The sequence below is a fragment of the Exiguobacterium sp. CH10 genome (genome assembly GCF_018617635.1).
Classification (GTDB): Bacteria; Bacillota; Bacilli; order Exiguobacteriales; family Exiguobacteriaceae; genus Exiguobacterium; species Exiguobacterium aestuarii_A.
This window is the reverse complement of sequence record NZ_JACSKO010000005.1, coordinates 1-24,891: the sequence shown is the minus strand read 5'-3', so window position 1 is coordinate 24,891 and position 24,891 is coordinate 1. Positions and strand designations below refer to the sequence as shown.

32 protein-coding genes, 2 tRNA genes and 2 rRNA genes are annotated in these 24,891 nt (G+C 49.6%); 12 read left to right on the top strand and 24 right to left on the bottom strand.

Translation table 11 applies throughout. The features are described from left to right. Positions 1-117: 117 nt before the first annotated feature. Together groL and groES are read right to left on the bottom strand one after the other, a co-directional pair. A complete protein-coding gene (gene groL, locus KNP04_RS13445) occupies positions 118-1,752 on the bottom strand; it encodes a chaperonin GroEL (protein ID WP_214697033.1) in 1,635 nt (544 codons plus the stop codon). 39 nt (positions 1,753-1,791) lie between these two features. Next, on the bottom strand, positions 1,792-2,076 hold the full coding sequence (gene groES, locus KNP04_RS13440) for a co-chaperone GroES (RefSeq protein ID WP_015880602.1): 285 nt from the start codon (positions 2,074-2,076) through the stop codon (positions 1,792-1,794). Between the two features lie 258 nt (positions 2,077-2,334). On the opposite strand from groES, the gene KNP04_RS13435 reads away from it, so the two are divergent. Then, positions 2,335-2,985 (top strand): CPBP family intramembrane glutamic endopeptidase, encoded by a 651-nt coding sequence (locus KNP04_RS13435; protein WP_031424528.1) that lies wholly within the window; start codon positions 2,335-2,337, stop codon positions 2,983-2,985. 16 nt (positions 2,986-3,001) lie between these two features. Then, complete coding sequence (locus KNP04_RS13430; RefSeq protein ID WP_015880600.1) at positions 3,002-3,211, top strand: YdiK family protein; 210 nt, start codon at positions 3,002-3,004, stop codon at positions 3,209-3,211. Between the two features lie 15 nt (positions 3,212-3,226). Here KNP04_RS13430 and KNP04_RS13425 read toward each other — a convergent pair whose 3' ends face one another. Together KNP04_RS13425 and KNP04_RS13420 are read right to left on the bottom strand one after the other, a co-directional pair. Further along, the gene (locus KNP04_RS13425) at positions 3,227-3,628 is read right to left on the bottom strand and encodes a hypothetical protein (protein WP_214876726.1); all 402 of its coding nucleotides are present in this window, start codon (positions 3,626-3,628) and stop codon (positions 3,227-3,229) included. An 11-nt stretch (positions 3,629-3,639) separates the two neighbouring features. Continuing rightward, the gene (locus KNP04_RS13420; protein ID WP_214876724.1) at positions 3,640-5,265 is read right to left on the bottom strand and encodes an ABC transporter substrate-binding protein; all 1,626 of its coding nucleotides are present in this window, start codon (positions 5,263-5,265) and stop codon (positions 3,640-3,642) included. A gap of 101 nt (positions 5,266-5,366) precedes the next feature. Here KNP04_RS13420 and KNP04_RS13415 point away from each other — a divergent pair, with 101 nt between their 5' ends. Next, a complete protein-coding gene (locus tag KNP04_RS13415; protein WP_214876722.1) occupies positions 5,367-6,602 on the top strand; it encodes an MDR family MFS transporter in 1,236 nt (411 codons plus the stop codon). A gap of 36 nt (positions 6,603-6,638) precedes the next feature. Here the strand turns inward: KNP04_RS13415 and KNP04_RS13410 are convergent, their stop codons facing one another. Together KNP04_RS13410 and KNP04_RS13405 are read right to left on the bottom strand one after the other, a co-directional pair. Beyond that, complete coding sequence (locus KNP04_RS13410; RefSeq protein ID WP_214876720.1) at positions 6,639-7,037, bottom strand: hypothetical protein; 399 nt, start codon at positions 7,035-7,037, stop codon at positions 6,639-6,641. Further along, a complete protein-coding gene (locus tag KNP04_RS13405; protein ID WP_015880595.1) occupies positions 7,034-7,192 on the bottom strand; it encodes a hypothetical protein in 159 nt (52 codons plus the stop codon). The genes KNP04_RS13410 and KNP04_RS13405 overlap by 4 nt, the downstream gene beginning before the upstream one ends. 104 nt (positions 7,193-7,296) lie before the next feature. On the opposite strand from KNP04_RS13405, the gene KNP04_RS13400 reads away from it, so the two are divergent. Continuing rightward, positions 7,297-7,632: a TM2 domain-containing protein gene (locus KNP04_RS13400; protein WP_214697039.1), complete on the top strand. Its 336-nt coding sequence runs from the start codon at positions 7,297-7,299 to the stop codon at positions 7,630-7,632. 38 nt (positions 7,633-7,670) lie between these two features. Here the strand turns inward: KNP04_RS13400 and KNP04_RS13395 are convergent, their stop codons facing one another. Together KNP04_RS13395 and KNP04_RS13390 are read right to left on the bottom strand one after the other, a co-directional pair. After that, positions 7,671-8,249 (bottom strand): NADPH-dependent F420 reductase, encoded by a 579-nt coding sequence (locus KNP04_RS13395; protein ID WP_214876718.1) that lies wholly within the window; start codon positions 8,247-8,249, stop codon positions 7,671-7,673. Between the two features lie 3 nt (positions 8,250-8,252). Then, positions 8,253-8,726, bottom strand: coding sequence for a hypothetical protein (locus KNP04_RS13390; RefSeq protein WP_214697041.1), 474 nt, complete (start codon positions 8,724-8,726; stop codon positions 8,253-8,255). Between the two features lie 159 nt (positions 8,727-8,885). Between KNP04_RS13390 and KNP04_RS13385 the strand changes: the two genes are divergently transcribed. Continuing rightward, positions 8,886-9,068, top strand: a complete 183-nt coding sequence (locus tag KNP04_RS13385; RefSeq protein ID WP_074032578.1) for a PspC domain-containing protein — start codon at positions 8,886-8,888, stop codon at positions 9,066-9,068. Positions 9,069-9,105: 37 nt separating this feature from the next. Here the strand turns inward: KNP04_RS13385 and KNP04_RS13380 are convergent, their stop codons facing one another. From KNP04_RS13380 to KNP04_RS13365, 4 genes are all read right to left on the bottom strand, one after another. Then, positions 9,106-10,452 carry an FAD-dependent oxidoreductase gene (locus tag KNP04_RS13380; protein ID WP_214876716.1) on the bottom strand — a complete coding sequence of 449 codons (1,347 nt, stop codon included), beginning with the start codon at positions 10,450-10,452 and terminating at the stop codon, positions 9,106-9,108. A 212-nt stretch (positions 10,453-10,664) separates the two neighbouring features. Beyond that, the gene (gene tatC / locus KNP04_RS13375) at positions 10,665-11,453 is read right to left on the bottom strand and encodes a twin-arginine translocase subunit TatC (RefSeq protein ID WP_214742996.1); all 789 of its coding nucleotides are present in this window, start codon (positions 11,451-11,453) and stop codon (positions 10,665-10,667) included. A 3-nt stretch (positions 11,454-11,456) separates the two neighbouring features. After that, the gene (tatA, locus tag KNP04_RS13370) at positions 11,457-11,675 is read right to left on the bottom strand and encodes a twin-arginine translocase TatA/TatE family subunit (RefSeq protein ID WP_034770678.1); all 219 of its coding nucleotides are present in this window, start codon (positions 11,673-11,675) and stop codon (positions 11,457-11,459) included. Further along, positions 11,675-12,331, bottom strand: a complete 657-nt coding sequence (locus tag KNP04_RS13365; protein WP_015880579.1) for a redox-sensing transcriptional repressor Rex — start codon at positions 12,329-12,331, stop codon at positions 11,675-11,677. Before KNP04_RS13365 ends, tatA begins: the two co-directional genes overlap by 1 nt. Before the next feature lie 150 nt (positions 12,332-12,481). Here KNP04_RS13365 and KNP04_RS13360 point away from each other — a divergent pair, with 150 nt between their 5' ends. The 4 genes from KNP04_RS13360 to KNP04_RS13345 all read left to right on the top strand — a co-directional run bounded on the left by KNP04_RS13360 (position 12,482) and on the right by KNP04_RS13345 (position 15,981). Continuing rightward, positions 12,482-14,383 carry an ABC-F family ATP-binding cassette domain-containing protein gene (locus KNP04_RS13360; protein ID WP_214876714.1) on the top strand — a complete coding sequence of 634 codons (1,902 nt, stop codon included), beginning with the start codon at positions 12,482-12,484 and terminating at the stop codon, positions 14,381-14,383. After that, positions 14,380-14,787, top strand: a complete 408-nt coding sequence (locus KNP04_RS13355) for a hypothetical protein (protein WP_026824457.1) — start codon at positions 14,380-14,382, stop codon at positions 14,785-14,787. Before KNP04_RS13360 ends, KNP04_RS13355 begins: the two co-directional genes overlap by 4 nt. Before the next feature lie 154 nt (positions 14,788-14,941). Further along, positions 14,942-15,604, top strand: a complete 663-nt coding sequence (locus KNP04_RS13350; protein WP_214818586.1) for a type 1 glutamine amidotransferase domain-containing protein — start codon at positions 14,942-14,944, stop codon at positions 15,602-15,604. 86 nt (positions 15,605-15,690) lie between these two features. Beyond that, entirely contained in the window at positions 15,691-15,981 is a 291-nt protein-coding gene (locus KNP04_RS13345) for a putative quinol monooxygenase (RefSeq protein ID WP_214876712.1), read from the top strand. Between the two features lie 32 nt (positions 15,982-16,013). Here KNP04_RS13345 and KNP04_RS13340 read toward each other — a convergent pair whose 3' ends face one another. Continuing rightward, on the bottom strand, positions 16,014-16,877 hold the full coding sequence (locus KNP04_RS13340) for a LysR family transcriptional regulator (RefSeq protein ID WP_214697062.1): 864 nt from the start codon (positions 16,875-16,877) through the stop codon (positions 16,014-16,016). 113 nt (positions 16,878-16,990) lie between these two features. Here KNP04_RS13340 and KNP04_RS13335 point away from each other — a divergent pair, with 113 nt between their 5' ends. Beyond that, positions 16,991-17,974: a zinc-binding dehydrogenase gene (locus KNP04_RS13335; protein ID WP_214876711.1), complete on the top strand. Its 984-nt coding sequence runs from the start codon at positions 16,991-16,993 to the stop codon at positions 17,972-17,974. 42 nt (positions 17,975-18,016) lie between these two features. Here KNP04_RS13335 and KNP04_RS13330 read toward each other — a convergent pair whose 3' ends face one another. The 7 genes from KNP04_RS13330 to KNP04_RS13300 form a co-directional block, all read right to left on the bottom strand. Next, positions 18,017-18,583 carry a hypothetical protein gene (locus KNP04_RS13330; protein WP_214876710.1) on the bottom strand — a complete coding sequence of 189 codons (567 nt, stop codon included), beginning with the start codon at positions 18,581-18,583 and terminating at the stop codon, positions 18,017-18,019. 14 nt (positions 18,584-18,597) lie between these two features. Beyond that, positions 18,598-19,620, bottom strand: coding sequence for a tRNA (adenosine(37)-N6)-threonylcarbamoyltransferase complex transferase subunit TsaD (tsaD, locus tag KNP04_RS13325; protein ID WP_214697073.1), 1,023 nt, complete (start codon positions 19,618-19,620; stop codon positions 18,598-18,600). Beyond that, positions 19,617-20,078, bottom strand: a complete 462-nt coding sequence (gene rimI, locus KNP04_RS13320; RefSeq protein WP_214761456.1) for a ribosomal protein S18-alanine N-acetyltransferase — start codon at positions 20,076-20,078, stop codon at positions 19,617-19,619. Before rimI ends, tsaD begins: the two co-directional genes overlap by 4 nt. Then, entirely contained in the window at positions 20,071-20,727 is a 657-nt protein-coding gene (tsaB, locus tag KNP04_RS13315; RefSeq protein WP_214697083.1) for a tRNA (adenosine(37)-N6)-threonylcarbamoyltransferase complex dimerization subunit type 1 TsaB, read from the bottom strand. Before tsaB ends, rimI begins: the two co-directional genes overlap by 8 nt. Continuing rightward, entirely contained in the window at positions 20,724-21,173 is a 450-nt protein-coding gene (gene tsaE / locus KNP04_RS13310) for a tRNA (adenosine(37)-N6)-threonylcarbamoyltransferase complex ATPase subunit type 1 TsaE (protein WP_074032590.1), read from the bottom strand. The genes tsaB and tsaE overlap by 4 nt, the downstream gene beginning before the upstream one ends. 103 nt (positions 21,174-21,276) lie before the next feature. Then, positions 21,277-21,353: transfer RNA gene (locus KNP04_RS13305), tRNA-Met, on the bottom strand. Between the two features lie 25 nt (positions 21,354-21,378). Further along, positions 21,379-21,455: transfer RNA gene (locus KNP04_RS13300), tRNA-Met, on the bottom strand. 138 nt (positions 21,456-21,593) lie between these two features. On the opposite strand from KNP04_RS13300, the gene KNP04_RS13295 reads away from it, so the two are divergent. After that, positions 21,594-22,376: a sporulation protein gene (locus KNP04_RS13295; RefSeq protein ID WP_214748859.1), complete on the top strand. Its 783-nt coding sequence runs from the start codon at positions 21,594-21,596 to the stop codon at positions 22,374-22,376. Here KNP04_RS13295 and KNP04_RS13290 read toward each other — a convergent pair. Further along, complete coding sequence (locus KNP04_RS13290) at positions 22,361-23,002, bottom strand: uridine kinase family protein (RefSeq protein WP_214876702.1); 642 nt, start codon at positions 23,000-23,002, stop codon at positions 22,361-22,363. The two genes, KNP04_RS13295 and KNP04_RS13290, sit on opposite strands and share 16 nt — an antisense overlap. A gap of 50 nt (positions 23,003-23,052) precedes the next feature. Here KNP04_RS13290 and KNP04_RS13285 point away from each other — a divergent pair, with 50 nt between their 5' ends. Further along, complete coding sequence (locus tag KNP04_RS13285; RefSeq protein WP_214697096.1) at positions 23,053-23,430, top strand: HIT family protein; 378 nt, start codon at positions 23,053-23,055, stop codon at positions 23,428-23,430. Positions 23,431-23,439: 9 nt separating this feature from the next. Here KNP04_RS13285 and KNP04_RS13280 read toward each other — a convergent pair whose 3' ends face one another. From KNP04_RS13280 to KNP04_RS13270, 3 genes are all read right to left on the bottom strand, one after another. Further along, a complete protein-coding gene (locus KNP04_RS13280; RefSeq protein ID WP_214876695.1) occupies positions 23,440-24,378 on the bottom strand; it encodes a coiled-coil domain-containing protein in 939 nt (312 codons plus the stop codon). A gap of 165 nt (positions 24,379-24,543) precedes the next feature. Further along, a 5S ribosomal RNA gene (gene rrf / locus KNP04_RS13275) occupies positions 24,544-24,660 on the bottom strand. 53 nt (positions 24,661-24,713) lie between these two features. Then, positions 24,714-24,891 (bottom strand): 23S ribosomal RNA (locus KNP04_RS13270); the annotation flags it as partial.

Genomic DNA, 24,891 nt, shown 5'->3' with positions numbered 1-24,891 from the left:
TCTTCTGTTTTCTTCATTATTCTATCTGTACGAAAAAATAGAAAACTCTATCTAAGCAACACAAAAAAACCATCCACCAGCTTTCGCTGATGAATGGTTCTCATTAAGGCGCATGACTTACATCATACCGCCCATTCCACCCATGCCGCCCATATCAGGCATTGCAGGAGCGTCTTTTTCTGGCTTGTCTGCGATGACGGCCTCAGTTGTGAGGAACATCGCTGAGACAGATGCAGCGTTTTGAAGCGCTGAACGCGTCACTTTCGCCGGGTCGACGATACCATGTGCGATCATGTCGACATATTCGCCAGTTGCCGCGTTGTACCCGACACCGACTGACTCGTTCTTGAGCTTTTCAACGATGACCGAACCTTCTTCACCCGCGTTTTCCGCGATTTGACGGACCGGTGCTTCGAGCGCACGAAGGACAAGTTTTACACCAGTCGCTTCATCCGCTGTCACCTCTGCAAGCAATGCACGAACAGCTGGGATGACGTTGATGAGTGATGTACCACCACCCGCAACGATTCCTTCTTCAACGGCCGCACGTGTCGCGTTGAGTGCGTCTTCGATGCGGAGTTTACGCTCTTTGAGTTCTGTCTCCGTAGCTGCACCGACTTTGACGACGGCTACGCCACCTGCGAGTTTCGCGAGACGCTCTTGGAGTTTTTCACGATCGAAGTCAGACGTTGTCTCTTCGATTTGGTTACGGATCGTTTGAACACGTGCTTTGATCGTTTCTTCGTTTCCTGCACCTTCGACGACAGTCGTTGTGTCTTTTGTGACGACGACTTTCGATGCGCGACCGAGCATGTCGAGTGATGCCGATTTGAGGTCGAGACCGAGGTCTTCCGTGATGACTTGACCACCTGTGAGTGTCGCGAGGTCCTCGAGCATCGCTTTACGACGGTCACCGAATCCTGGTGCTTTGACGGCTACCGCGTTGAACGTGCCACGGAGTTTGTTCAAGACGAGTGTCGCGAGGGCATCGCCTTCGATGTCTTCTGCGACGATCAAGATCGGCTTCCCTTGTTGCACGACTTGCTCGAGTACCGGGATGATCTCTTGAATGTTTGAGATCTTCTTGTCTGTGATCAAGATGTACGGGTTGTCGAGTGACGCTTCCATCTTGTCAGAATCTGAGATCATGTATGGTGACAAGTATCCACGGTCGAACTGCATTCCTTCGACGACGTCGAGTTCAGTCGTGAAGCCGCGTGATTCTTCGATTGTGATGACACCGTCGTTACCGACGCGCTCCATCGCTTCTGCGATCAATTCACCGACTTCTTCGTCCGCTGCCGAGATGGCTGCGACTTGTGCGATTGCCTCTTTCGACTCGATTGGTTTTGAAATCAATTTCAATTCTTCGAGTGCACGACGAACCGCTTTGTCGATTCCTTTACGAAGGATCATCGGGTTCGCGCCCGCTGTGACGTTTTTGAGCCCTTCACGAATCATCGCTTGTGCGAGGACTGTCGCTGTTGTCGTACCGTCCCCTGCGACTTCGTTCGTCTTCGACGCGACTTCAGCAACGAGTTTCGCGCCCATGTTTTCGAAGCGGTCTTCGAGTTCGATTTCTTTCGCGATGGTCACGCCATCGTTTGTGATGAGTGGTGAACCAAATTTTTTCTCGAGGACGACGTTACGTCCTTTTGGTCCAATCGTTACTTTGACTGCGTCAGCGAGTGCGTCGACGCCGCGAAGCATCGCGTGACGTGCATCTTCTGAGAATTTGATATCTTTTGCCATCGTTCATTTCCCCCTAAAAAAGTTTTTGAATAATGGTGCTTAGCCTACGATTGCGAGAATGTCGCTCTCGCGAACGATTAAGTACTCTTTTCCATCATGCTTCACTTCGGTACCTGCGTACTTCGAGTAGATGACCAAATCATTTTCTTTCACGTCGAGATCGATGCGCTTGCCTTCGTCTGTCACGCGGCCTGTTCCGACTGCGACGACTTTCCCTTGTTGTGGCTTTTCTTTCGCTGTATCAGGAAGCACGATGCCCCCGATCGTCTTTTCTTCTTTCTCCACGACTTCGATGATGACACGATCGCCTAGTGGTTTTAACATGGAAAAACCCTCCTCCGAATATGAATGATGTAATGTGTATCGTAAGGTTTTAGCACTCAGTTAAAAGGAGTGCTAACATTGATAAGTGTAGTATGGGACGATTAAAAAATCAAGTAGGGAACATCAAAAAATGCTCCTACTCGCGGTCAAGAGAACTTATTTGTTACAATGAGAAAAAGGTAGGTTCATTCTTATGATTAAGGACGTGTTGAATTGGCTACATTAAACTCAAACCAATCGATAAATACCCGTTTTTCGATGGCGCCTAACATTCGTCTCCGGCACCTCACCCCGATTTTACTATATGCGTTCGTCCAACTGTTCCCGCTCGTGATTAGCGAAGTGCGACCGGAATGGTTAACAGAAACGTTCGTCGGGCTCTGGCTCGCCATCGGATTCGGTGTGACGATTGTTCTGTCGATTTTACTCATCTGGCCGGACTTGAAACAATACAAGGCGCAAGGCATCCAGTCGAACTTGAACGACACGGTCAAATGGATCGGGCTCGGGATTTTGATGCAATACGGGCTCGTCATCGTGGCGAACTTGATTGAAACGGCCATCTCTGGTGAACTGGTCGAGTCGATGAACACACAAAATATTGCTGAAATGGTTGAAGTCATTCCACTCATGATTTTGCCGGTCGTCTTGCTCGGACCGATTATCGAAGAGATTCTCTTCCGCCATATTTTGTTCGGAAACTTGAACGCTCGCTTCGGATTCTGGATTGCCTTTGGAGTCAGTTCAATCCTATTCGCGCTCATCCACCAAGACAATCGGTTCCTCGTGTATATCGCGATGAGCTTCGCGTTCTCATACGCGTATGCGAAGACGAGACGGTTGATTGTGCCAATCGCCATCCACGCGTTCAACAACGCGCTCGTGATGCTCGTACTATTTTTAATGTAGAAATGAGGTGGCAGTTATGCCGCGACAATTAAAAGTGATGATGCTCTTTAGTCTCTCGTTCGGTGTTTTGTTCACCGTCCTCGCGTACTTCTCGGTACAAGAGTATGGGTTCAGCTTCTGGACGTACTTCATCATCGCCGTCGCCGCTTACGACTTTTTCAAAGTGTATCAAATCTTGGCACTCGCCCGAAAAGTCAAAAAAGAAGGCACGGACAAATCCGCATAACGAAACCCCCGAGTCTTACGAGCTCGGGGTTTTTCTTATGGATGTAACTTTCGATTGATCCTGTATTTCTTCTTGATACACACTCCGAATGAGCAGTCCACGCAGTCCGAACAATACACCTAATGCGACATAAATGACATCAATCAATGAGATTTGTGGTTCATCCATAAAGAAATTGATGATCACGCCAATGATCAGCAAACCGTAAATCGTGATGTTCATGAGTGTCGCATCGACTTGCCTCATGATTCTCTTCGTCACCTTTTCTTCAAGCTTTTCAATTTCTTCGTGTCGATAACCATAAATCGCAAACCCTAGACCTGTGATTGACAAGGCGACGAACTCACCATCCCATAGCGCGAATAAAAACAGTCCTACAAAAAAGATCATGAACCCAATGAGTAACTTCTTACGCACCATACCCCTCCTTACGACGGAATCCATAGTTTTGCAAAATCAAAATAACCGAACAAGTCGACACAGACGTCCTTTAGCTCGACCGGGAACGGAATCGTCCGCTCCTCATTATAGAGCGGGATGAAGTACGACTTTTCTTTCAACTCGCGCTCAATCTCTCGGTGCAGGGGCAACCAGTCCTCAAACGGTAACTCGTCATACTGTTCGATCCGTTCCGCTATCCCCTCCATGTAAGGGAACACTTTATGCGGCGGCGAGTACTCGTTCGACATAAATTGTTCGAACCCGAGCGTCACGTTCCGTTCGAACACTTCCCCGTGAACGACCAGGTCAACGTATTCATAATACGTTTTATCGTGGATCGAATCTTTGAAGCTGATGGGCACGAACTCATAGGCAATGCCGTGACGCGTCAACATCTCGGCAATCCAGTCGGTCGTATCGTTCGTATAGTCCGTCTGCTTGATTCGTATCGGACGGTCGAACGTGACGGGTGCCCCTTTTGGAACATCATACGTCTCACTCAGCGAACCGAGAAACCCTCGGTCGTTCGGCGTTCTTCGCTCATTCAACGTCCCGATTTCCGGACGAATCTCCGCAATCAAGCGATGCATATAATGCCGTGCCTCTTCATTGGCGAACACACTATTCGGATGACTGTTTAAGATGACAAGCCCGAATCCGGACGGTGTCGAGATCAGTCCGGTCTCCTTGGAATCCCGCGACGAGATTCGATACGTCGGGTCATATCCGTCCGGCACTTTGATGAACTCGACACGATCTAAGAGCGCTCGGACTCCAAAATAGTTCTCGAAAGCGAGAAGGACCGTCTTCTCTTTGTCGTGGCGATCCAATTGAAAGGGACCCGTCCCAACACTCCCTTTCGCGATGCTCGTATGAATCATCGACAGTTTCGGGATGTAGGAATTTCGGCGCCGGTCGAGCGTGACATCGACGCGATACGTGCCGTTCGATGCGATGTGCCGGACGTGCCGGTACATATAGCGATACACATCCGACTGAACGAGTGTGCGTAAACTCTTCGTCACGTCTTTACTCGTCATGAGCGACCCGTCATGAAAACGGACGCCTTTCCGAAGAAACAAGACGAGCGTACTTCCTTGCCATTCGTAATGATGGGCAAGCTCTCCTGTGACCTCTCCGGACGCATCAATCATGAAGAGACGATTGAACACGTTTTGTACGAGGTGGGCACTATGGATGTCAGCCGCCTCGAGCGGATGTGTCGTCAAAAAGTGACGACGGCGCGGAATGATGAGCGCATCGCTCGATGTTTGGACGTAACCGAACTTCTTCTCGAGCTGGCGCATGAAGCGCCCTGCCTGCGCAGGCGACCAGTCCCATTCGAGTTGATTCGTAACGGCCTCGACCGACTCTTTCTCCATGCGTTCGAGCAACTGTTTCGCCAAATCATGCTCGACGTGTCGTAGCCATTCGAGACGCGTCAAATTTCCCCGTCCGCGTCCACTCGTATACGTGAGCCACCCTTCTTCTTGCCACCGTGCCAAATGACGCTTCGTCTGTTTCGGGCTTAAATGAATGGCTTCCGCCATATCGGAAATCGTGTACGCCCCGTCCCGACACTCTTTCCACAATCGAAATAAATATGCATCCACGTCACATCCCCCCTTAAAAGTGGACATCATTTCCCCATGTCGTCCATTTTTCAAATCCGTTGTCTTGTTTATCATACAGGTACAGAATGGAAGGTGACAAGATGAAATGGAAAGATATACCTAAACCAATAAAAGTTCGACTCGTGACATCATTTTTCAACCGTTCGGTCTCATTCGCCATCATGCCGTTCATGGCACTTCTCTTTGTCAAAGCGTTCAACGAATGGATTGCGGGCGTCTTCTTGATCTCGCTCGTCTGTCTCGGATACGTGATCGGGTTAATCGGGGGATACCTCGCCGATAAGTTTTCACGGAAGCGACTCCTCGTGTTGACGGCAAGTCTCACCGCATCGATGTTTCTCGTCATGACGCTCAGTCTTCAGTTCGACCAGATGATCGTCTTTATGATCGCCTATACGATCTTCACGGTCACGAACAACCTCGGGCGACCCGCGATGAGTGCCATCATCATCGACGCGACAACACCTGAGAACCGAAAAGCCGTTTATGCGCTCGATTACTGGTTGATCAACTTATCCATCACGATCGGGACGGCACTCGGGGGCTGGCTCTATGTCAGCAATCAATTGTTACTATTTTGGATTTTGACGTTCACGTCGAGCATGTTGCCGATCGCGTACGCCATCTTCCTCGAGGACACGAAACGAACGTGGACCTCACAAAAGCTCAAGCTCGTCTTCGTCGACGTGTTCCAAAGCTATCAAATCGCCTGGCGTGACCGCCCGTTCGTCAAAGTCGTCTTCGGCTCGATGTGTATCCTCGCCGCCGAGTTCTCGATGGGCAGTTACGTCGCCGTCCGACTCGCCGATTCATTTGAACCGCTCTCGTTCGAAGACTGGACGATCAACGGAGTACGGATGATGAGCTTAATTCAAATCGAGAACACGCTCATCGTCGTCGCATTGACGTTCTTCATTCAACGTCTCGCCTCACGCTTCTCGAATAAACACACATTACTCGGCGGTCTCGCGTTGTACACAATCGGCTACGCGGTCATCACGAGTGCGAACTCGATGATGCTCCTTCTCGGCTTCATGCTCATCGCCACGTTCGGAGAATTGTTGTACTCTCCGGTGTTAAATACGGAGAAGGCGAACATGATGCCAGAAGACAGACGAGGTGCGTATTCAGCATTTGCCGGGACGTCGTTCGCCGGTGCCGACTTCTTATCACGTTCGACGATTTTGATCGGGTCGCTTCTCACCCCGTTCATGATGAGCGTCTATATCGGACTGTTGGTCAGCTTCGGCTGCTTCCTCGTCTATAGCGGAATTTATGTAAAAGAAAAGCTCGTCCTACGACGAGTTGCTTCCTAAATAAAACCCATCCTTTCTCATGCGAAGGGATGGGTTTTAATCGAGCTGTTCTTGGTGCATGGCATAAATCAATGTCAACGCCCGGATACAAAAGATTGTCGAGAAGCCGTAAATGCTCAGCTCGAGCAATGAAATAGAAGGTTCTTGTAAACCGAGCGAAACGGCATAGCCTACGAAGCAAAGCAAGATGACGAGTGTGATTGTCCACTCGTTCGATCGCTGCTTCATCTGTTCGGCTAACGCCTTGTCTTCTTTCTCGACACGTTCACGCTGCCAAAAGTAAAAGAACAAGGCATACATCGCAAACGAGATTCTCGGAACGTCACCTAAAAGTAAATCAAAGATGATCAGACCTAAAAATAGATATGTCCCCAACTGATAGCCACTCTGCATGTGAAGACGCGAACGAAGTGGTCCATTTGCCCCCCACTTCATAACCCAATCACAGCCACAGTCAACCCACCGTAGACGAATCCGAGTACGATGGCACTGATGGCCATTCGTTTATATTGTGGATATTGATACAGCGCAATCGCCCCACCGACGACGTGAACAAAGGCGACAATGAACGTTAAAATCGGAAAAAGCATAGCAAACCTCTTTTCTTTTTAGGAAATCATGGAAACAAATCCATTTTCCGATATACTAGAGTCCGAACTTATTATAACAATTATGGATAGGGAGTTGAAATCCGATGAATGTGTCACGCATGGATTTGACGACGGAAGAAATGCAGCTCGTCAACAGCGAAGTCGAGAAGCGCAAGCGCAGCTTACTCGTCGCGTACTTACTTTGGTTTTTCCTCGGTGCACTCGGTGCACATCGCTTTTATTTCAAAAAGATTGGGTCAGGAATTGCGATGGTCCTCCTCGTCGTCTTGACGCTCGGTTTCGGTGCCATCATCACAGGAATCTGGGCACTCGTCGATGCGTTTCTCATGCCAGGTTGGCAACAGCGCGAAGTCGAACAAATCGAACGTGAGACGATCGAGCTACTGCAAACACGCTCTGACCGCTACACAGGGTTCTAATCAAAAAACGATCGAGGCTACTCCGCCCCGATCGTTTTTTAGCGTTCTGTTAAGTAGAAGGCGAAGTCCCGTGACTTTCTTTCCTTCACCGCATTATGAATCCACAACCACGCCAACCCTTCTAGTTCACGGGCAAGCTTCAACCCATGGAGCGGATGCGTATCGAAACCGATCTTGTTCGATAGCTCGACGACAAGCTGCACCGCTTCCTCATCATCTCCTGCGACAAACATGACAGAACCATCCGGGTTACCTAGGTTCTCGACGCCCGTCTGGTTGAACGCTTTGACGACTTTCGTATCGGGAACGAGTCGCTGCAAATACTCCGCACCCGACACCCCGTCCGGTCGCTCGACTTCGTTAAACTCGATGGCGATTGGATTCGTCACATCAATCAGGACTTTCCCATTCAGTTCATCAAGTGTCGGCAGCAGGTCGACCGCTGCCGCAAAAGGTGTACATAGCAGAAGGGCATCGCTTGCTGAGGCGACTTCTTGTAACGTCAACGTCCCTTCCCGCTCAGTCCGTGTCCCGTACAGCACCTCATAACCGGCCTGTTCGAATTGCTCCCCGAGCGCGCGACCGACTTTCCCAGCACCTAAGATCCCGAATTTCATGTCTCACAACTCCTCGTCTGTCCGTGTGACCGTTCCTCCATACTCTTCTGCGAGCCCGTCTAAAATCGATGGGTCGAATTCTTCCCCGATGGCCATGACGCCGGTCTGACCTGGTTCGATGTTACCGACCGTCCGTTTGAATGTATCTTGAATACCTTGCATATGCTTCACGTCTTTCGTGCCGCCGATGAGACCACCTGTGAGTGTTCCGAATAAAATTCCGAACGGTCCACCGAGGATTCCAACCGCCATCCCGATGAGCGCACCTTTCGTCGACTTGTTGACGGGTGCTAGCTGCGCCGCATCTTCAAACGAGAACGCCCCGTTTTCTTCACGCTTGATGACGACCAATTGTTCAAAACCGACAAGCCCATCCGAATGGTACTTTTTCAGTTTACTGAACGCCTGATACGAAATCGCCTCTTCTGGGAACGTGAACGTGACGATGTGATACGGTTGTTTTTCCTTTTTAGCCATGAAAAATTCCTCCTTTAAGGTAGAAAGCATGACGAGCACTTACCCTATCTCTTTTCCCTGAGTGACTTGTAAATAATCTACATTAACAAATCAATCGATGGGGATGTTTATGTACTTATCATGGTAAAATTTACATATCAACTCAAAAGGAGCTTTGCTATGCAACGTACACTTCGTAAGTCCGCGACGGACCGCTCTCTGTCTGGAGTATGCGGTGGGATTGCTGAATACTTTGGTATTTCTTCAATCGGAGTTCGACTCATCTTTTTGATTCTCCCTGGGAGTTTCCTTCTTTATATGATCTTAACGAATTCCATGAAAGATGCACCACGCTATCTATAAGAAAACGCGAAAGCTGTTAAGCTTCCGCGTTTTTTTGTTAGACATTTACTTTGTCTTTCATCGCTTCAAGCGCTCCGCTGTTCAAGAAGTGCCATGGTTTATTGTAGTGCGGTTGGAAGAAGAAGTCGACGTACGCGAGCTCTTCGACCGTCATCTCGTTTTGGATGGCTAGGGAGAGCGTGTTAACCGCTTGTGTCAAATCCGCTTTCGATAATACTTGTCCTCCGACAATCCGATGCGTCTCTTTTTCATAGACGAGTTTGAATTCGACTTTCTCTGCGGTCGGCATGAACTCCGGACGATATGCATCCTCGATGACGACACTTTCTACGTCGAGTCCGAATAGGGATGCCGCTTCTTCTGTCAGACCAGACGACGCAATGTTCCAGTCATAGAGTCGAAGTCCTGACGTTCCTTGCGTCCCTTGGTAGCGGACACGTGGTTGCATCATATTTTCCGCGACGAGCGTCCCCATACGGACAGCGTTCGTTGCAAGCGGGATATAGGCATGTGTGCGTGCCGGGTTGTAGTAGACGGCACAGCTGTCCCCTGCCGCAAAGATATCCGGGTTGCTCGTGCGCATGTATTCATCGACGATGATCGCACCGTTTCCGAGCATATCGACCTGTCCTTCGAGGAGTCCTGTGTTCGGACGGAATCCAACGCAGAGGATCACGAGATCCGCCTCGAATTCACCTTTATCCGTCATGACATGTGTGACATCTCCATCTGTACCACGGAACGCTTCGACCGTCTGACCGAGTTCGAGGTCGATTCCCCGACTTGTCATGTTCGCTTCTAATGGATCTGTGAACGACTTGTCGAGGTATTTGTTCAAGATGCGGTCGGCACTATCGATGAATGTAACATGTTTCCCGTATGCTTCGAACGCCTCGACGAGTTCGACTCCGATATAACCTGCCCCGATGACGGCAATCTTCGTCGCATCTGTCGCGCGCTCGATGATCCGTTGGGCATGCGCATAGTTTTTACAGAGCTCAATTCCATTCATCTCAATGCCCGGCAGTGTTGGGACGATCGGCCATGAACCCGTCGTAACGATCAAGCGGTCGTACGTGTCATGCACGTCTTCCCCCGTCTCGAGATTTTTGGCGTGGACCGTCTTCGCTTCGGCGTCAATCGACAAGACATCATGTTTCATGCGCATAGTCGCTCCGAGTTCTTCAAGCTCACGTGGAGAGGAGTAGAATAATTCTTCTGCACGTTGGACGACCCCACCGACATGGAGCGCAATCCCACACGAGAGGAAGCTGACGTTGTCGTTCCGCTCGTAAACGGTGATGTCGAGATTGTTGTATCGATTGAGTAACCCTTTGACAGCTGCTGTTCCTGCGTGTGTACATCCGATGACTGCGATTTTCATATGAGTCGTCTCTCCTTTTATCTTAAACAATACGTTTTGTTTTATATTGTGATAAATATCACATTCACTTCCTGACTTTAGTGTACTATTTCACAATATAGGATTCAACGACTATGCTCACTATTTCACGTAAAAGTGTCTAAAGTTTGAACACAAGTTGAACTACAGTGGAATGCATATAAAAAAGCATCATCCCATTTACGGAACGATGCTCATTTCTCATTCATCTGTTTCATTAAATCCATCTGTTCTTGCACCATCGCTTCTTTCTCCCGGCGCAGCACCCCTTTGTAGGCGACGCGTGAAATCGATAAACTGATTTCATATAGGAAGAAGAGTGGCAATGACACCATAAGGTGCGACGTCAAATCCGGTGGTGTGATGAATGCCGCGACTACGAATAGCGCGAAGTACGCATACTTACGAATTTTTGATAAGAAGTATGGTGTCACGACACCAATCCGGGTCAAGAACATCGTCACGACCGGCAATTGGAACAATAGACCGAACGGAATCGTCAGTTGCAACAAGAACGTGAAGTAATTGTTCGCCCCGATGATTTGTTCGAGTCCAAGGTCTTGCCCGAGGTCCGTCGAGATATCGAGGACGAGCGGGAATAACCAGTAGTAGGCGAACGCAAGGCCGATCAAGAATAATCCGAAGATGATCGGGATATAAGCGAGCGTACCTTTTCGTTCATTCGGATGCAGACCGGGTGCGACAAACGCCCACACTTGATACAGTAGGAATGGGCTCGCCGCAATCAGGCCGATGATGAGCGCCAAGTTCAAGTAAATCATGAGCGGGTCCGCGACCCCAAAGGCGTTCAGTTCGAGCCCGCGTTCGACGAGATCTTCTTGCAAGTACGCGAGTACATATTTGACACTCGGCAAAGCCATCAAAAAGAAGGCAAAGACGACAAATGCAGATAGCATCAGTCGTCTCCGCAGCTCTGTCAAGTGATCGGTGAGTTCCCGCTCTTGATCAGGTTGATGATTCATGGCTTACTGCTCTTTCTTTTCGATAGCTTTCTTGTCGTTCTCGTCGTGCTCGTTCATCATGCCGTTCGTTGCATTTTTGAACTCACGAAGCGTTTGTCCGGCCGCGCGACCAAACTCCGGTAATTTCTTCGGTCCGAAGATGATGAGCGCGATGATGGCGATGATGAATAGACTCGCCCCACCCGGAATCCCGACGACGAGTGATGATGCTAGTAATTCCATTATTGATGGACCCCCTCAGCGGTTGGATAGTGTTGCATAAAGTAAATGAGTGACTGCAGCTCAATCGACAAATCGATGTGATGGACGCGAACCGTGTCCGGTACGGTAAGTCGTGCCGGTGTGAAGTTCAAGATGCCCTTGATGCCGAAACGGACCAAGTCGTCTGCGACGGACTGCGCATAGGCAGAAGGTACCGTCAAAATGGCGACGTCAATCTTGTTTTGCTTCATAATCTGTTCCATCTCATCGACGTGATGAATTGGGACGCCTGACATCGTCGTGCCGACTTTTGTCTCGTCTGCGTCGAACCCGACGACGATATGTGTGTTATTGTTTTTAAGGAAGTTATAGTTGACGAATGCCGTCCCAAGGTGACCGACCCCGACCAAGGCGACATTCGTAATCTCGTCCTGATTCAGTGTCTTTCGGAAAAAGTCTAACAGATACTGCACGTTATAGCCATATCCCTTTTTACCGAGCGCACCGAAGTACGAGAAATCACGGCGAATCGTAGCCGAATCGACCTTGACCGCCTCACTCAGTTCTGCTGAAGAGACACGTTGTTTACCTGACGCGTGCAGGCTTTGAATAAATCGATAGTATAGTGGCAACCGTTTGGCTGTCGCTTGTGGAATCTTTGGTTCGTTTTGACTCAACGGAAAGAGCCTCCTTTTTACGACACGTTACAAACGAATCTGAATTTCATACACCTTGATTGTAAACGAATTCACATGACCACTCAACGAATATACCTAAAATCGCTGAAAAATACAGTATACTAAATAGAGAGAAAGGGGTTTTTTCACTTGATCCTACTGCAAGTCAATAACTTATCCAAATCCTTCGGCGTCGAGCCGATTTTAGAAAACGTCAAACTCGAAATCCAGGAAGGCGAACGCGTCGCCCTCGTCGGCCGAAACGGGGCCGGGAAGTCGACGCTTTTGAAAGTCATCGCTGGTGAATATAACTATGACTCCGGGGACATCATGAAGCCAAAAGACGTCACCATCGGCTATCTCGCCCAAGACTCAGGGCTCGAATCCGACGAGACGATCTGGAACGAGATGCTCACCGTCTTTACGGACTTGATCGAGCAAGAGAAGACGCTCCGTCGCATGGAGGCCGACATGGGATCCGAACGAATCCTAAATGACGCTGCGGCTTACGAACGTCTCCTCTCCTCTTACGATGAAGAGCAGCACACGTTCAAAGAGCGCGGCGGTTACCAGTATGAAGCGACGATCCGCTCGGTCCTTCACGGGATGCGCTTCTATCCGGACGACTTCGAGCGTCGGATCGACACGCTCTCCGGGGGACAACGGACGCGTCTCGCCTTGGCGAAGATGCTCCTTCAAAGTCCCGACCTGCTCATCTTGGACGAGCCGACGAACCACTTGGACATCGAGACGCTCGCATGGCTTGAGAAGTACTTGAGCGGCTATAAAGGCGCCGTCCTCATCGTCTCCCACGACCGATACTTCCTCGACCGCGTCGTCTCGGTTGTCTATGAGCTGTCACGTCATCGGAGCCGCCGCTTCGTCGGGAACTACACGAAGTACCTCGAACAAAAGGCCGCTCTCTACGAACAAGAGAAGAAGCAGTTTGAGTCGCAGCAAGAAGAGATTGCCAAGATGCAGGACTTCATTCAGCGAAACATCGCCCGGGCGACGACGACGAAACGGGCGCAAAGCGTACGGAAGCGTCTGGAGAAAGTCGACCGCCTCGATGCTCCGGACGGTGACGAACGCAGTGCTGTCCTCTCGTTCTCCATCAAACGACAGAGCGGGAACGATGTGTTGAGCGCGAGTGACCTCGCCATCGGTTATGAAGAACCGATCGCCCAAAATCTCCGTTTCCAACTACAGCGCGGGGAATCCGTCGCTCTCGTCGGTCCGAACGGGGTCGGAAAGTCGACACTTCTCAAAGTATTGACGAAACAACAAGCCGCTCTTACCGGTGATATCCGCTACGGGACCGGCGTCGAGATCGGCTACTACGATCAGGAGCAGCAGAACTTGTCGGACGCGAACCGTGTCATCGACGAGATTTGGAACGACTGGCCACTCATGCGCGAGCAAGAAGTGCGGAGTCTTCTCGGACAGTTCCTCTTCAGCGGCGATGATGTCATGAAGCGTGTCCACGAACTATCCGGCGGCGAACGCGCACGTCTCACGTTGGCCAAGCTGAAGCTTGAGCAACCGAACCTCCTCATTTTGGACGAGCCGACGAACCACTTGGACCTCGACTCGAAGATGATCTTAGAGAACGCCCTTCTCGACTATCCAGGTACGATTCTCTTCGTCTCGCACGACCGCTACTTCATCGACCGTCTCGCGACGCGTGTGTTAGAGATCACGCCGAACGGCATCGATGAGTATCTCGGTGACTACTCGTACTACGTCGAGAAGAAAGAAGAGATCGAAGAACTCGCACGACTCGCCCGTGAAGAGACGAAGCAGGTCGTCGTGAAAAAACAGCGTGCCGATAAAGAACAACAACGGGAAGAGCGCCGCATCAAACAGCGCATCGAAGAGATTGAGCAAGCGATTGAGCAACATGAGAATCGTCTCGACGAGATTGAACAGTTGCTTTGTGAGCCGGACGTCTTCAACGACTTCGCGCGTGCCCAGGAGTTGTCGACCGAATCGGACGCAGCGAAAGAATCCATCACCGCACTTTATGCGGAATGGGAGGAACTCCATACATGATGCGTACACGTGCCATGCGAATCGAGTTCATCCAAGCGTTCCTCACTGGACTGGCCTATATCGTGCCAACCGGAACCGAGTTCGTATCTGAACTCATCCGTGGGGAGCCGACGATCGTCCCGTCTATTCTCTTTTACTTTTTACCGGTCGTGATCGGCTTCATCATTCAGACGTGGCCAGGGATTCTACTCAGTCTTTTCAGTGGTCTGCTCATGAGCACACTCTTCATCCGTATCGTCGTCTGGCCGGTCGATGTGACGGTTCACACGTTCTATGCACCGGGATCAGTGTGGGCCCACTTTTATGAAGAGACGCTCTTCATGTGGATCCTCGCACTTCTCGTGTTCATCGTGAGCCGCATCAACACGTGGCATCGGGAGAATTATCGACAACCGAAAGCTTGAACAGTCCGTCCTCTTTTTAAAGAGGGCGGCTTTTTCGTTTATGTATAAATTTATTTATAGATAAGGTGCTTTTTCTTAATTTGTTTTTCGTTAGAGTGCGCGTTATTCTAGTCACGTACCGAAACAACGGATGATTTCTTAGGAGGAATGACAGATGAGTAAACATGTATTAATGGTCGTGACGAACGCAAAAGAAATGAAGGACGGTCACACGACTGGACTTTGGTTATCCGAATTTGGTGAGGCATACGTCGAGTTCAAACAACAAGGATATGACATCACGGTCGCTAGCCCGAACGGTGGTCAATCTCCAATCGACGCACGCAGTTTAGAAGGAGAAGTACCGGCTGACATTCAAGCGACGGCTCCCCTTCTCGAAGATACAATCGATTTGAAGACAATCACCAACTTCGATCAATTTGATGCCATCTTCATGCCAGGTGGTCACGGAACGATGTTCGACCTTCCACAAAGCGAAGCGTTGAATGTTGCGATCCGTTCACTATTTGAAGCAGGTAAAACGGTTGCTGCCGTCTGCCACGGTCCCGCTGGTCTTGTCGGTGCGACATTGTCTGACGGCACACCACTCGTGAACGGTAAAACGATTGCGACGTTCACGGATGAAGAAGAACGTGCGACAGGTCTTGATATCTACATGCCGTTCCTACTTGAAACGCGTCTTCGTGAACTCGGTGCGAACATCGTGCTCGCAGACAACTTCACAGAAAACGTTCAAGTCGATGGAAACTTGGTAACAGGCCAAAATCCACAATCGACCGTTGCTGTCGCAAAAGCCGTCATCAACACGTTAAACTAATCAATTCTTTCTCGTTGCCAATCGATGAAAGAGAACGACCCGCCCGTTTGAGAACAGGCGGGTTTTATAGATGAGGAGGAATGAAGATGATTACCATCTTAGCTCAAATTCAAGCGAAGCCTGGTCTCGGGTCCGCGCTCGAGACACACTTACGTCAAGTCGTCACCCCATCACGCGCGGAGGCAGGTTGTGTCTTCTATACGTTACACCGTGTCGAAGGCAACCCGGACGCATTCGTCTTTTACGAAAAGTGGGCCGACAAGGAGGCATTCGATGCGCATATCGCCTCACCCCACTATCAAACGTATCGCAAAGAAGCAGAGGCACTTCTCGCTAGTCGCGATGTCCAATTTTTAGAAGACCTTAATGTACATTAATCGAAAAAAGTAGGGCCCACGTGGGTCCTACTTCATTTTGCATCCTGGAGCGCTTGGATGACTTGGTTGATGACAGGGTCATGCTTCGATTCGGTCCGATGTGCGAGGTAAATAACGTTCGTTGCAAAACGCTCCGGTGCTACGATTTGAACGCTTCCTCGCTCGAGTGCATGTCGAATCAAATAGTTCGGTAAGATACTGATGCCGCACTTCGATTCGATTGCCGCAAGGATCGCGTCGACGTTTGGTAAGATCATCTCCGGACGGATGTCTGGGCGTTCCCCGAACTGCGTCTGATAGTATCGACGGATGATGGGAAGCTCCAATCCGTAACTGATCCACGGCTGACGGTCCATCCAGTCTTTTAACTCATCAGTAGGGATTTCCCAATCGTTCGGCGCCACTAACAAAAACGATTCGTCGGCAATCGGGACGTATTGGATACCAGGCTCCTCCATCCGCTTCGTCGCGATGACAAAGTCGAGCTCCCCGTCCGCTAAGCGTTTGATTAAATCTGCTGTCATCCCGAAATCTGCGATGTACTGTGCAGCATCAAGCGGCAAAGCGGGTATAATCTCATGTGTGACGAACTCGGTCGGTCCACCGAACTTGAGGACGGGACGCGGTTGCTCACCTGAGACATATTTCATCTCAAGCGATAGTTCTTCAAGACGGTCGATCAAGCCGACCACTTGCGTGTATAGTTCCTTCCCCGCATCCGTCGGAATCATCTGACGTGGTGCCCGTGTGAAGAGGGACGTTTCGAGTTCTGCTTCGAGTGCGGCGATATGTTGGCTGACAGCCGGTTGGGTCAAAAAGCGAACACGCGCCGCTGCCGACACGGAACGTTGCTGGTACACGTGGATAAAACTGCGATACCATTCAAAATCAATCATCTGTGTAAACTCCTTTTATATTCATTATCTTCAGTATAAAAGGGAGTAAATCATAAGACAAATAACGTTTAAAGGATATATCGATAAATAAATTTATAAGGAGTGGCTATTTGATGAAAGCTTTATTACTACATGAACCGAACACGTGGCAGACGATGCAAATCGAGGAGGTCGATACACCGACGCTTCGCTCCGGTGAGGTATTGATTGAGGGAGAATATGCAGGGCTCAACCCAGTCGACTATAAAACGGCTACCAATGGCAAACCCGAATGGTCATACCCTCACGTCCTCGGGCTCGATGTCGCGGGTACGATTGTCGCTGTCGCGGATGACGTGACGAACGTACAGATCGGTGACCGTGTCCTCTACCACAGCAACTGGAATGAATGGGGTGGCTTCGCCGAGTTCACACGTGCCAAATCGCACATGGTCGTCCCGATTCCAGAATCGATCTCGTTCGCTGATGCGGTCGCTTTACCGACAGCTGGATTCACAGCGTACCAAGCCATTTTTGAAAAACTTCCGATGAATGCAATCGATACAATCCTCATTCACGCGGGTGCCGGTGGTGTCGGTGGCTTTGCCATTCAGCTGGCGAAGTATCTTGGAAAACGTGTCATCACGACCGCTTCAGCGCGTAACCATGACTGGGTCAAACAACTCGGAGCCGACGAGGCGATTGACTACAATACAGAAGACTGGCAACAACGGGTGATGGAACTGACGAGCGGTCACGGTGTCAATGCTGTCATCGATCCCGTCGGTCGGGAGACGGCGACCGCTTCCCTCCAAGTCATCGCCTACAACGGACACATCGCCCATATCGCCGGGGCCCCTGACATGAGTGTCATCAAACCGTTCACACGTGTCATCTCCTACCATGAAGTCGCACTTAATGCGATTCATCATCAACAAGACCGTGTGAGCGAAGCAAACATCGTCCGCATCGGTACGCACATGCTCGAACTGCTTGCAGCGGGTGAGATTCAACCGATGATTCAAGAGACAATTCCATTTGCGGATATCCCGAAGAAGTTGGTCGAACTCTCGAACCGACATGTCGTCGGGAAAATCGTTGCCAATTTGAAGGCATGAAAAAAGAGGTCAGCGTGTTTAATACGCTGGCCTCTCTCTATCTTAAAAGTATCGTAACGGTTGGAATCCCACCGTATGGAAATCGAGCTTCGTCCCGTCCTCGGCGATAAAGAAGACCGCCTCGTTCGTATCGACGTCACGTGTGAACACTTTATAGAACGTCATCGGTTTTTCGTCATTCGTCACATAGCGTGCCTCGTGTGTCGAGATGACTTGTGCGAACAGTTGCTGTTCGTCAAGTTCCTCGATCAAAGCGTCAAACTTCGCAGCCTCTTCTTCCGTTGCCTCGCGACCCCGCTCAATTTCATAGTAAGCATCGCTCGCTTTTGGCTGAACACCGAGATTGCGATCAACGACGATCACACGCTCTGGCTCTTGGTCGATGACACTCGTGTAACCATACAATGACTCGATGAGCGTATTCTCTCCGGTCACACGACCGATACCTTCTAATGACTCTTCTCCAGTCAACGACTTCACTCGTGTCTCTTCTGGCACAATTTCCTCTTGATAGGCAATATTGTAAGCGCGGATGATTTCTCGTACTTGTAAAAACGTCGCGACGACGAGTAGTACGATGAGTCCTCCAATGATGATGCGTTTCGTCATGTCTCTATTTCCCCCTAGACTGTCATGCTCTCTTCTAAGGATAACCCAGGAACCGCATTCATCGCTAGTGTATCGCGCTTCCCGCGCACATACGCGTGATGTGCCGCAACCCCAATCATGCCGGCATTGTCTCCACAAAGATCGAGTGGTGGAATGACAAGTTGAATCCCTTCAGCAGCAGTCGCTTCTTGAAGCGCAGCGCGGAGTCCACGGTTTGCCGCAACACCACCGGCAACGAGTAATTGTTTCGCTCCTTTTTCTTTCACAGCGCGAATCGCTTTCTCAACGAGCACTTCGACGACACTTGCTTGAAAACTCGCTGCCAAGTTTTCCGGGATGACCGTCTCCCCACGTTGCTCCGCATTGTGTACGGCGTTGATGACCGATGACTTCAAGCCACTAAAGCTGAAGTCGAAGCTACCCGGTTCAAGGCGAACACGTGGGAAATTGTACGTATCTTCCCCAACCGCTGCCAAGCGGTCAATCGCAGGACCTCCCGGATATGGGAGACTGAGCGTGCGCGCGACCTTATCGTATGCCTCACCTGCCGCGTCGTCACGTGTCTCCCCGATGACTTCGAAGACACCATGTTCTGGCATATAGACGAGTTCTGTATGTCCGCCCGAGACGACGAGACAGACGAGTGGGAACTCCATCTCTTCGACGAGTTCGTTCGCGTAAATGTGTCCCGCGATATGATGGACGCCGATGAGCGGTTTTTGATGGGCGAACGCCAATGCTTTGGCCGCACTGATGCCGACGAGAAGGGCACCGACGAGACCCGGTCCTTGTGTGACGGCGACCGCATCGACGTCTTCCATCGTCACGCCTGCTTCGCTCAACGCATCGTCAATGACATACGTGATGCGCTCCACGTGATGACGAGACGCCACTTCAGGGACGACGCCACCAAATCGTTTATGGCTCTCAATTTGAGAAGAGACGACGTTCGACAATAGCGTCTTCCCGTCTTTGACGAGCGCAACAGACGTCTCGTCACAGCTCGACTCGATTGAGAGAATCAGTGATGTGTTCATTCTGAGTCACTTCCTAACTTCGCCCAATAAATATAGGCGTCTTCATTATTATCCTGATAGTAGCGTCTTCTTCGTCCAGCTTGCATAAACCCAAACTGTTCATATAGTTTTTGCGCCCCGACGTTCGACACGCGGACTTCTAACGTCAATCCGACAAGCCCCTTTGACTTGGCAAACGCGACAAGTTCCGCTAACAGTTGATTACCGATCCCTTGCCCACGAAATTCAGGTAAGACAGCAATGTTCGTGATATGTCCTTCGTCGACGATTTGCCATACTCCGACAAAACCGACGACCCGTTTGTCATGGACCGCGACAAAATAAATTGCCTGTTCATTTCGAAGCATCTCGTTCATAAACGCCTCTTTTGTCCACGGAATGGAGAACGACGCTTCTTCGACTTTCGTCACTTCTTCGACATCAAGCCACGTCATTCGACGAATTTTAACGTCAGCCATTGTTTTGACCCTCTAACCATTTCGCTTCCGCTTCAGCGAGTCGCAAATACTCTGGCTCAAACGCATGGACATCACTCGTCTCATCGCTAAAGACGACCAAATCACTCGCGCGGCCGTAACGATGTGCAGCCGGCGCTTCGACATACTCATATTCACTCAACACGTCACGGAACGGTTCGACATCTCCAACGACGAGGAAACGTCCTTGGATATTCAGTCGTAGCCAGTCGGCGACAGACGCATGTTGATCGTGTGTCAGTGCCTTGTTCTGTTGATAATATCCGATATAGGCGTTGCCGCGTCGTGCGTCAATTAATGATACGACGGGCAAGTCCGTATTTGGGGCTGCTGCCATGAGTTGAAGGGCAGACACGCCGATCAGTGGAATGTTCAACGTATAAGCAAGTGTCTTCGCCGTCGTCACTCCAATCCGAATCCCTGTGTACGACCCAGGACCTGTCGTAACAACGATGCGTTCGAGCATATTCGGAGTCCATTTCACAGCTGCCATGAGTTGTTCAATCATCGGCATGAGTGTGACCGCATGGTTTTTCGAGACCATGACCGTCGCTTCGGCTTGAATTTCTCCAGCCTCACTTAATGCGACAGACAAACGTGTCGTCGCGGTATCAATCATCAATTGCTTCATGCGAGCACCTCCTTGGCGATTTGAACGTAACGCTCACCCGTTGGAGCGAGTGTCAATTTCCGTTCTTCATCACTGACTCGTTCAATCGTTATCGCCAAGCGTTCTTCCGGAAGAGAAGACTCGATCAAGTTCGACCACTCTACGATGGCGACACCGTCACCGTTGATATATTCCTCAAGACCGATGTCATCCCCCGTATCCTCGAGTCGATAGACATCCATATGATAGAGCGGCAAGCGCCCTTTGTATTGTTTCATAATGGTGAATGTCGGACTGTTGACGTTCCGTGTGACACCGAGTCCTTTTGCGAACCCTTGTGTGAACGTCGTCTTGCCGGCACCAAGGTCACCGTTTAACGTGATGACCGTTCCTGCTTCGACGAGCGTGGCCAAACGCTCTGCCACTGCCTGCGTCTCCGCCGCAGAATGCGTAATCAATGTATACATGAATGGTTCTCCTTTTATCACTTCTCATACGTACTCATTGTACACTTCATTTTAAGCAAAAAAAAACACGAAACGCTATCGTTTCGCTATCTCATTTAAAAATTGGTTGCGGGGGCTGGATTTGAACCAACGACCTTCGGGTTATGAGCCCGACGAGCTACCAGACTGCTCCACCCCGCGACGACATATAAAATTAAATAAAGATTGGTTGCGGGGGCCGGATTTGAACCGACGACCTTCGGGTTATGAGCCCGACGAGCTACCAGACTGCTCCACCCCGCGATGGTTTGAATTGTTTCGACATCCTCTATAATAAGTGAGACAGTTATAAAAAGCAACCTTTTTCTCAATGTTTTTTGAAAAATGGAATCGGGAACAGGTATAACAGCATAGAATTTAGAGAAAAGGGGCGCGACCGCCATGTCCAAATGGGGAAACCGATTCAAGAAATGGTTCTTTTCGGAGATCGAAGCCGACATCACGTTTGACCCGGCAGCACTCATTCCGAAGCAGGTAGTGACCGGGACCCTGCACGTATCCAACCCGACGACGACTGTCGTCCGGTTACAAGAACTGACACTCAACTTTTTGACGACATTTAAAGACATCACCATGGAAGGAAATGAATTTAATCGAGAAGCCGACATTCAAGAAATTCCGATTCCACTCACTGTCGTACTAGAACCTGGTGCGAAGGAAGACGTTCCGTTCTCATTCGAATTGACGATGTATGCCCCTTCGTCTGCTGGAGCCCCATACAGCGTGGAAGCGACGTTATGGGACAAGGACATGAAACGTGTCTGGTTTGACGTGATTGAACATATTGAAATCGAACCAATGCCTGAACTGAAACGATTGCTCGACGCAACGGCTCATGCTGGACTTGAACCGATGTTTGTTCGGAACGTGATTGACCCGCTCGGAGAAGAGCGTCCTTATCCGTTCGTCGAAAAGTATGGGTTCAAGCCGGTCGGTGAGTGGGCCGATGAGTTTGAGGTCGTCAAATCATTTTGGCGTCTGCATGAAGATGGAATCGACCTCTACTACTGGCTCGACAACATCGAAACACAGCGAACGCTCGAGTCGATGGCGACTGACGTCGAATTGCGCCACCGCTCCCTCACCTGGGAACAACTCGAACGTGAGCAAGAACAGCTCGGTCTCGGTATTCAAGATACGCTACGCAGTCACCGCTCCTCGTGAGCGGTTTTTTCAATTTGAATTTCATCCTTACTCGTATTGACGATGGTTTGGAAGTGATGGCGATACGGATGCATGAACACGTCATATTGAATACGTCTTTCGTCATGCGAGGCGCGTAAGTAATCCATTTCCATTCCCCGTTCCTGGATATCACGATTCGCTCTGCGTCTAAATTCTGTTTCTCCGTCCGTATAAAGATAAATCGACTGGTCAAAAGAGGAGAGATCTAGAAATGCGACACTCATGCCCTCAATAATCGTAATCATTTTTTTCGGGTCAATCCACGTACGTTCTAAATATGAGACATCGATTGTGTAAAAGCCGATTCCCTCTCGAATCATACGAACATCACGCTCGAGTGAAAGCAGATGATGCGCAGCTGGATGACAAGCCGTCATCTTATAATGATGGGTTTTTCCATTCTGTTCATAGGTGAGTATCGTTTGTTTCCGTAACTGTGAATCGATGATGTATGGATCTGTGTGAAGCAGGTTTATATCACCGAGTCGTTCCCGTAATCTTTCGGCCAATGTCGATTTTCCTGCTGCCCCATGTCCAGAGATACCAATCAGCGTTCGTTGTCCTGTTTGCACATTTTGCACGATTTCATCGATGAGTCGTTCCATGATTCTCCCCCTTTGGTACACTTAGTATAGAAAGGAAGTGTATCTATCTCATGTCCACTTGTCCATTTTGTCACCCGACACTCGATCCACATCAAACCATTATTGCCGAGAATGACTCTTGTTACTTTCTCATGCATGACCACGAGCAAGATGTCCTCGTTGGCTCGGGTGTGATTGTCCCGAAAGCACACCGCGCGACGACATTCGACTTAACGCCTTTAGAGTGGCAACATACATACGAATTACTTCATCAGGCGAAGGAACATCTTGATCAAACGTTTCAACCTGATGGATACACGCTCGGTTGGAACGTCGGCACGGCATCAAACCAAACTGTTCCTCATGCCCATCTGCACGTCATTCCTCGTTACGAGGCAGGACCTCATGCAGGGAAAGGACTTCGCCACTGGTTAAAACGACCGGAGTAAATAAGCAGCTCATCGCGTGAGGATGAGCTGTCTTCTTTTTTCACCAACCTCTTCGAGTCTTTCTCCCAACTGTTCCATTTTTGTCGTCATATGCGTAATCAACTGACTGATTTCCTTATCTAGTCCGTTCACTTGATCTAATGAATCATTGATTCGTCCATGCATCGTCCATTCTGAAAAAATATCATCCAAAAAGTAATCTGCGAACTGAATCAGTGAACCTCGATCGACATGTAATTCCTGTACAATTTCTTGGACGTCTGCCAATTCACGGGAGAAACGTTCCAATGCAGATTGTAATTCATGCATCGTCTGCTCGGATGCATCTAACGCATCATGTTTCATTGCCGTCGCAAACAATCCTCCCCCGAAGAACGTATCATACGTCGACCAACCTTTGGCACTGTCTAAATGCTTTAGCGTCTTCGTAATCGTTGCTCGTGCTGCCTTACCCGCAACAATGGCTTCTCGATATTCGATGATAAGTTCATTCGTCTGAGCTTGTTGATTGGTGAGATCATGTAGGTCTCGGCGAATAGCTGGATCTTTTGTGAGGTGTGCCTCTTTTGTTTCTAAGAAGGTCTCCCACTCCGTATCGATGCTTTCATATCTCTCGAGCTGTTCTTGTAAATCTCGATGCTCGAGCGTCAGTTCATCAATCATCTTCTCGTGTTCGCGCAATTTCAGTTCAGCACGAGCAGCTTCTTCTACTTCCTTTATGCGTTGCTCATCAAATGTGCCTCGTAATTTACGCCACGTATTGACGAGCGAAAAACTTTCAAGATCGTAAACATCGCGCTGTTCTTTCGTAAATGTATTCAACAATTCTTTCCGTATCACTTCATGTTCCTTTAGCTGTTTTTCAAGTGTCTTTTGTTTGCGGACAAGTCGATCACGCTCGGCGATACGTTGTTGTAGGTCTAATTGGATTTGCTGAAGATCTTTCATTATGCTTCCCCTCTCGTTTTGTTTCCCCGATGAATCACTGTAAGGAGACATATTGTTCATAAAAAAATCCCCTCTTTCTCATATTCACTACGAGGAAAGAAGAGATAAAGTTTCAATGAAACAAAAAAACGACCGAGCGTATGCTCGGTCGTCCTCTCTGTTGTTGCCTGGCAACGTCCTATCCTCACAGGGGGAGATCCCCCAACTACTTTCGGCGCTGAGACGCTTAACTTCCGTGTTCGGCATGGGAACGGGTGTGGCCGTCTCGCTATCGCCACCAGACTTTAGGGCTTGTTCCCTGAAAACTGAGGATTCATCAACACAAACCATTAGACTAGATCAAAGCCTCGACCGATTAGTATCATTCAGCTCCACGTGTCACCACGCTTCCACCCATGACCTATCAACCTCATCGTCTCTGAGGGGTCTTTCTTGATTGCTCAAAGGGAAATCTCATCTCGGAGGGGGCTTCATGCTTAGATGCTTTCAGCACTTATCCCGTCCGCACGTAGC

Bases quoted from the DNA above. Each gene is read 5' to 3' on its own strand.
- groL (WP_214697033.1), bottom strand. From the start codon at position 1,752: ATGGCAAAAGATATCAAATTCTCAGAAGATGCACGTCACGCGATGCTT.
- groES (WP_015880602.1), bottom strand. From the start codon at position 2,076: ATGTTAAAACCACTAGGCGATCGTGTCATCATCGAAGTCGTGGAGAAA.
- KNP04_RS13435 (WP_031424528.1), top strand. From the start codon at position 2,335: ATGGCGCCTAACATTCGTCTCCGGCACCTCACCCCGATTTTACTATAT.
- KNP04_RS13430 (WP_015880600.1), top strand. From the start codon at position 3,002: ATGCCGCGACAATTAAAAGTGATGATGCTCTTTAGTCTCTCGTTCGGT.
- KNP04_RS13415 (WP_214876722.1), top strand. From the start codon at position 5,367: ATGAAATGGAAAGATATACCTAAACCAATAAAAGTTCGACTCGTGACA.
- KNP04_RS13410 (WP_214876720.1), bottom strand. From the start codon at position 7,037: ATGAAGTGGGGGGCAAATGGACCACTTCGTTCGCGTCTTCACATGCAG.
- KNP04_RS13405 (WP_015880595.1), bottom strand. From the start codon at position 7,192: ATGCTTTTTCCGATTTTAACGTTCATTGTCGCCTTTGTTCACGTCGTC.
- KNP04_RS13400 (WP_214697039.1), top strand. From the start codon at position 7,297: ATGAATGTGTCACGCATGGATTTGACGACGGAAGAAATGCAGCTCGTC.
- KNP04_RS13395 (WP_214876718.1), bottom strand. From the start codon at position 8,249: ATGAAATTCGGGATCTTAGGTGCTGGGAAAGTCGGTCGCGCGCTCGGG.
- KNP04_RS13390 (WP_214697041.1), bottom strand. From the start codon at position 8,726: ATGGCTAAAAAGGAAAAACAACCGTATCACATCGTCACGTTCACGTTC.
- KNP04_RS13385 (WP_074032578.1), top strand. From the start codon at position 8,886: ATGCAACGTACACTTCGTAAGTCCGCGACGGACCGCTCTCTGTCTGGA.
- KNP04_RS13380 (WP_214876716.1), bottom strand. From the start codon at position 10,452: ATGAAAATCGCAGTCATCGGATGTACACACGCAGGAACAGCAGCTGTC.
- tatC (WP_214742996.1), bottom strand. From the start codon at position 11,453: ATGAATCATCAACCTGATCAAGAGCGGGAACTCACCGATCACTTGACA.
- tatA (WP_034770678.1), bottom strand. From the start codon at position 11,675: ATGGAATTACTAGCATCATCACTCGTCGTCGGGATTCCGGGTGGGGCG.
- KNP04_RS13355 (WP_026824457.1), top strand. From the start codon at position 14,380: ATGATGCGTACACGTGCCATGCGAATCGAGTTCATCCAAGCGTTCCTC.
- KNP04_RS13350 (WP_214818586.1), top strand. From the start codon at position 14,942: ATGAGTAAACATGTATTAATGGTCGTGACGAACGCAAAAGAAATGAAG.
- KNP04_RS13345 (WP_214876712.1), top strand. From the start codon at position 15,691: ATGATTACCATCTTAGCTCAAATTCAAGCGAAGCCTGGTCTCGGGTCC.
- KNP04_RS13340 (WP_214697062.1), bottom strand. From the start codon at position 16,877: ATGATTGATTTTGAATGGTATCGCAGTTTTATCCACGTGTACCAGCAA.
- KNP04_RS13335 (WP_214876711.1), top strand. From the start codon at position 16,991: ATGAAAGCTTTATTACTACATGAACCGAACACGTGGCAGACGATGCAA.
- KNP04_RS13330 (WP_214876710.1), bottom strand. From the start codon at position 18,583: ATGACGAAACGCATCATCATTGGAGGACTCATCGTACTACTCGTCGTC.
- tsaD (WP_214697073.1), bottom strand. From the start codon at position 19,620: ATGAACACATCACTGATTCTCTCAATCGAGTCGAGCTGTGACGAGACG.
- rimI (WP_214761456.1), bottom strand. From the start codon at position 20,078: ATGGCTGACGTTAAAATTCGTCGAATGACGTGGCTTGATGTCGAAGAA.
- tsaB (WP_214697083.1), bottom strand. From the start codon at position 20,727: ATGAAGCAATTGATGATTGATACCGCGACGACACGTTTGTCTGTCGCA.
- tsaE (WP_074032590.1), bottom strand. From the start codon at position 21,173: ATGTATACATTGATTACGCATTCTGCGGCGGAGACGCAGGCAGTGGCA.
- KNP04_RS13295 (WP_214748859.1), top strand. From the start codon at position 21,594: ATGTCCAAATGGGGAAACCGATTCAAGAAATGGTTCTTTTCGGAGATC.
- KNP04_RS13290 (WP_214876702.1), bottom strand. From the start codon at position 23,002: ATGGAACGACTCATCGATGAAATCGTGCAAAATGTGCAAACAGGACAA.
- KNP04_RS13285 (WP_214697096.1), top strand. From the start codon at position 23,053: ATGTCCACTTGTCCATTTTGTCACCCGACACTCGATCCACATCAAACC.
- KNP04_RS13280 (WP_214876695.1), bottom strand. From the start codon at position 24,378: ATGAAAGATCTTCAGCAAATCCAATTAGACCTACAACAACGTATCGCC.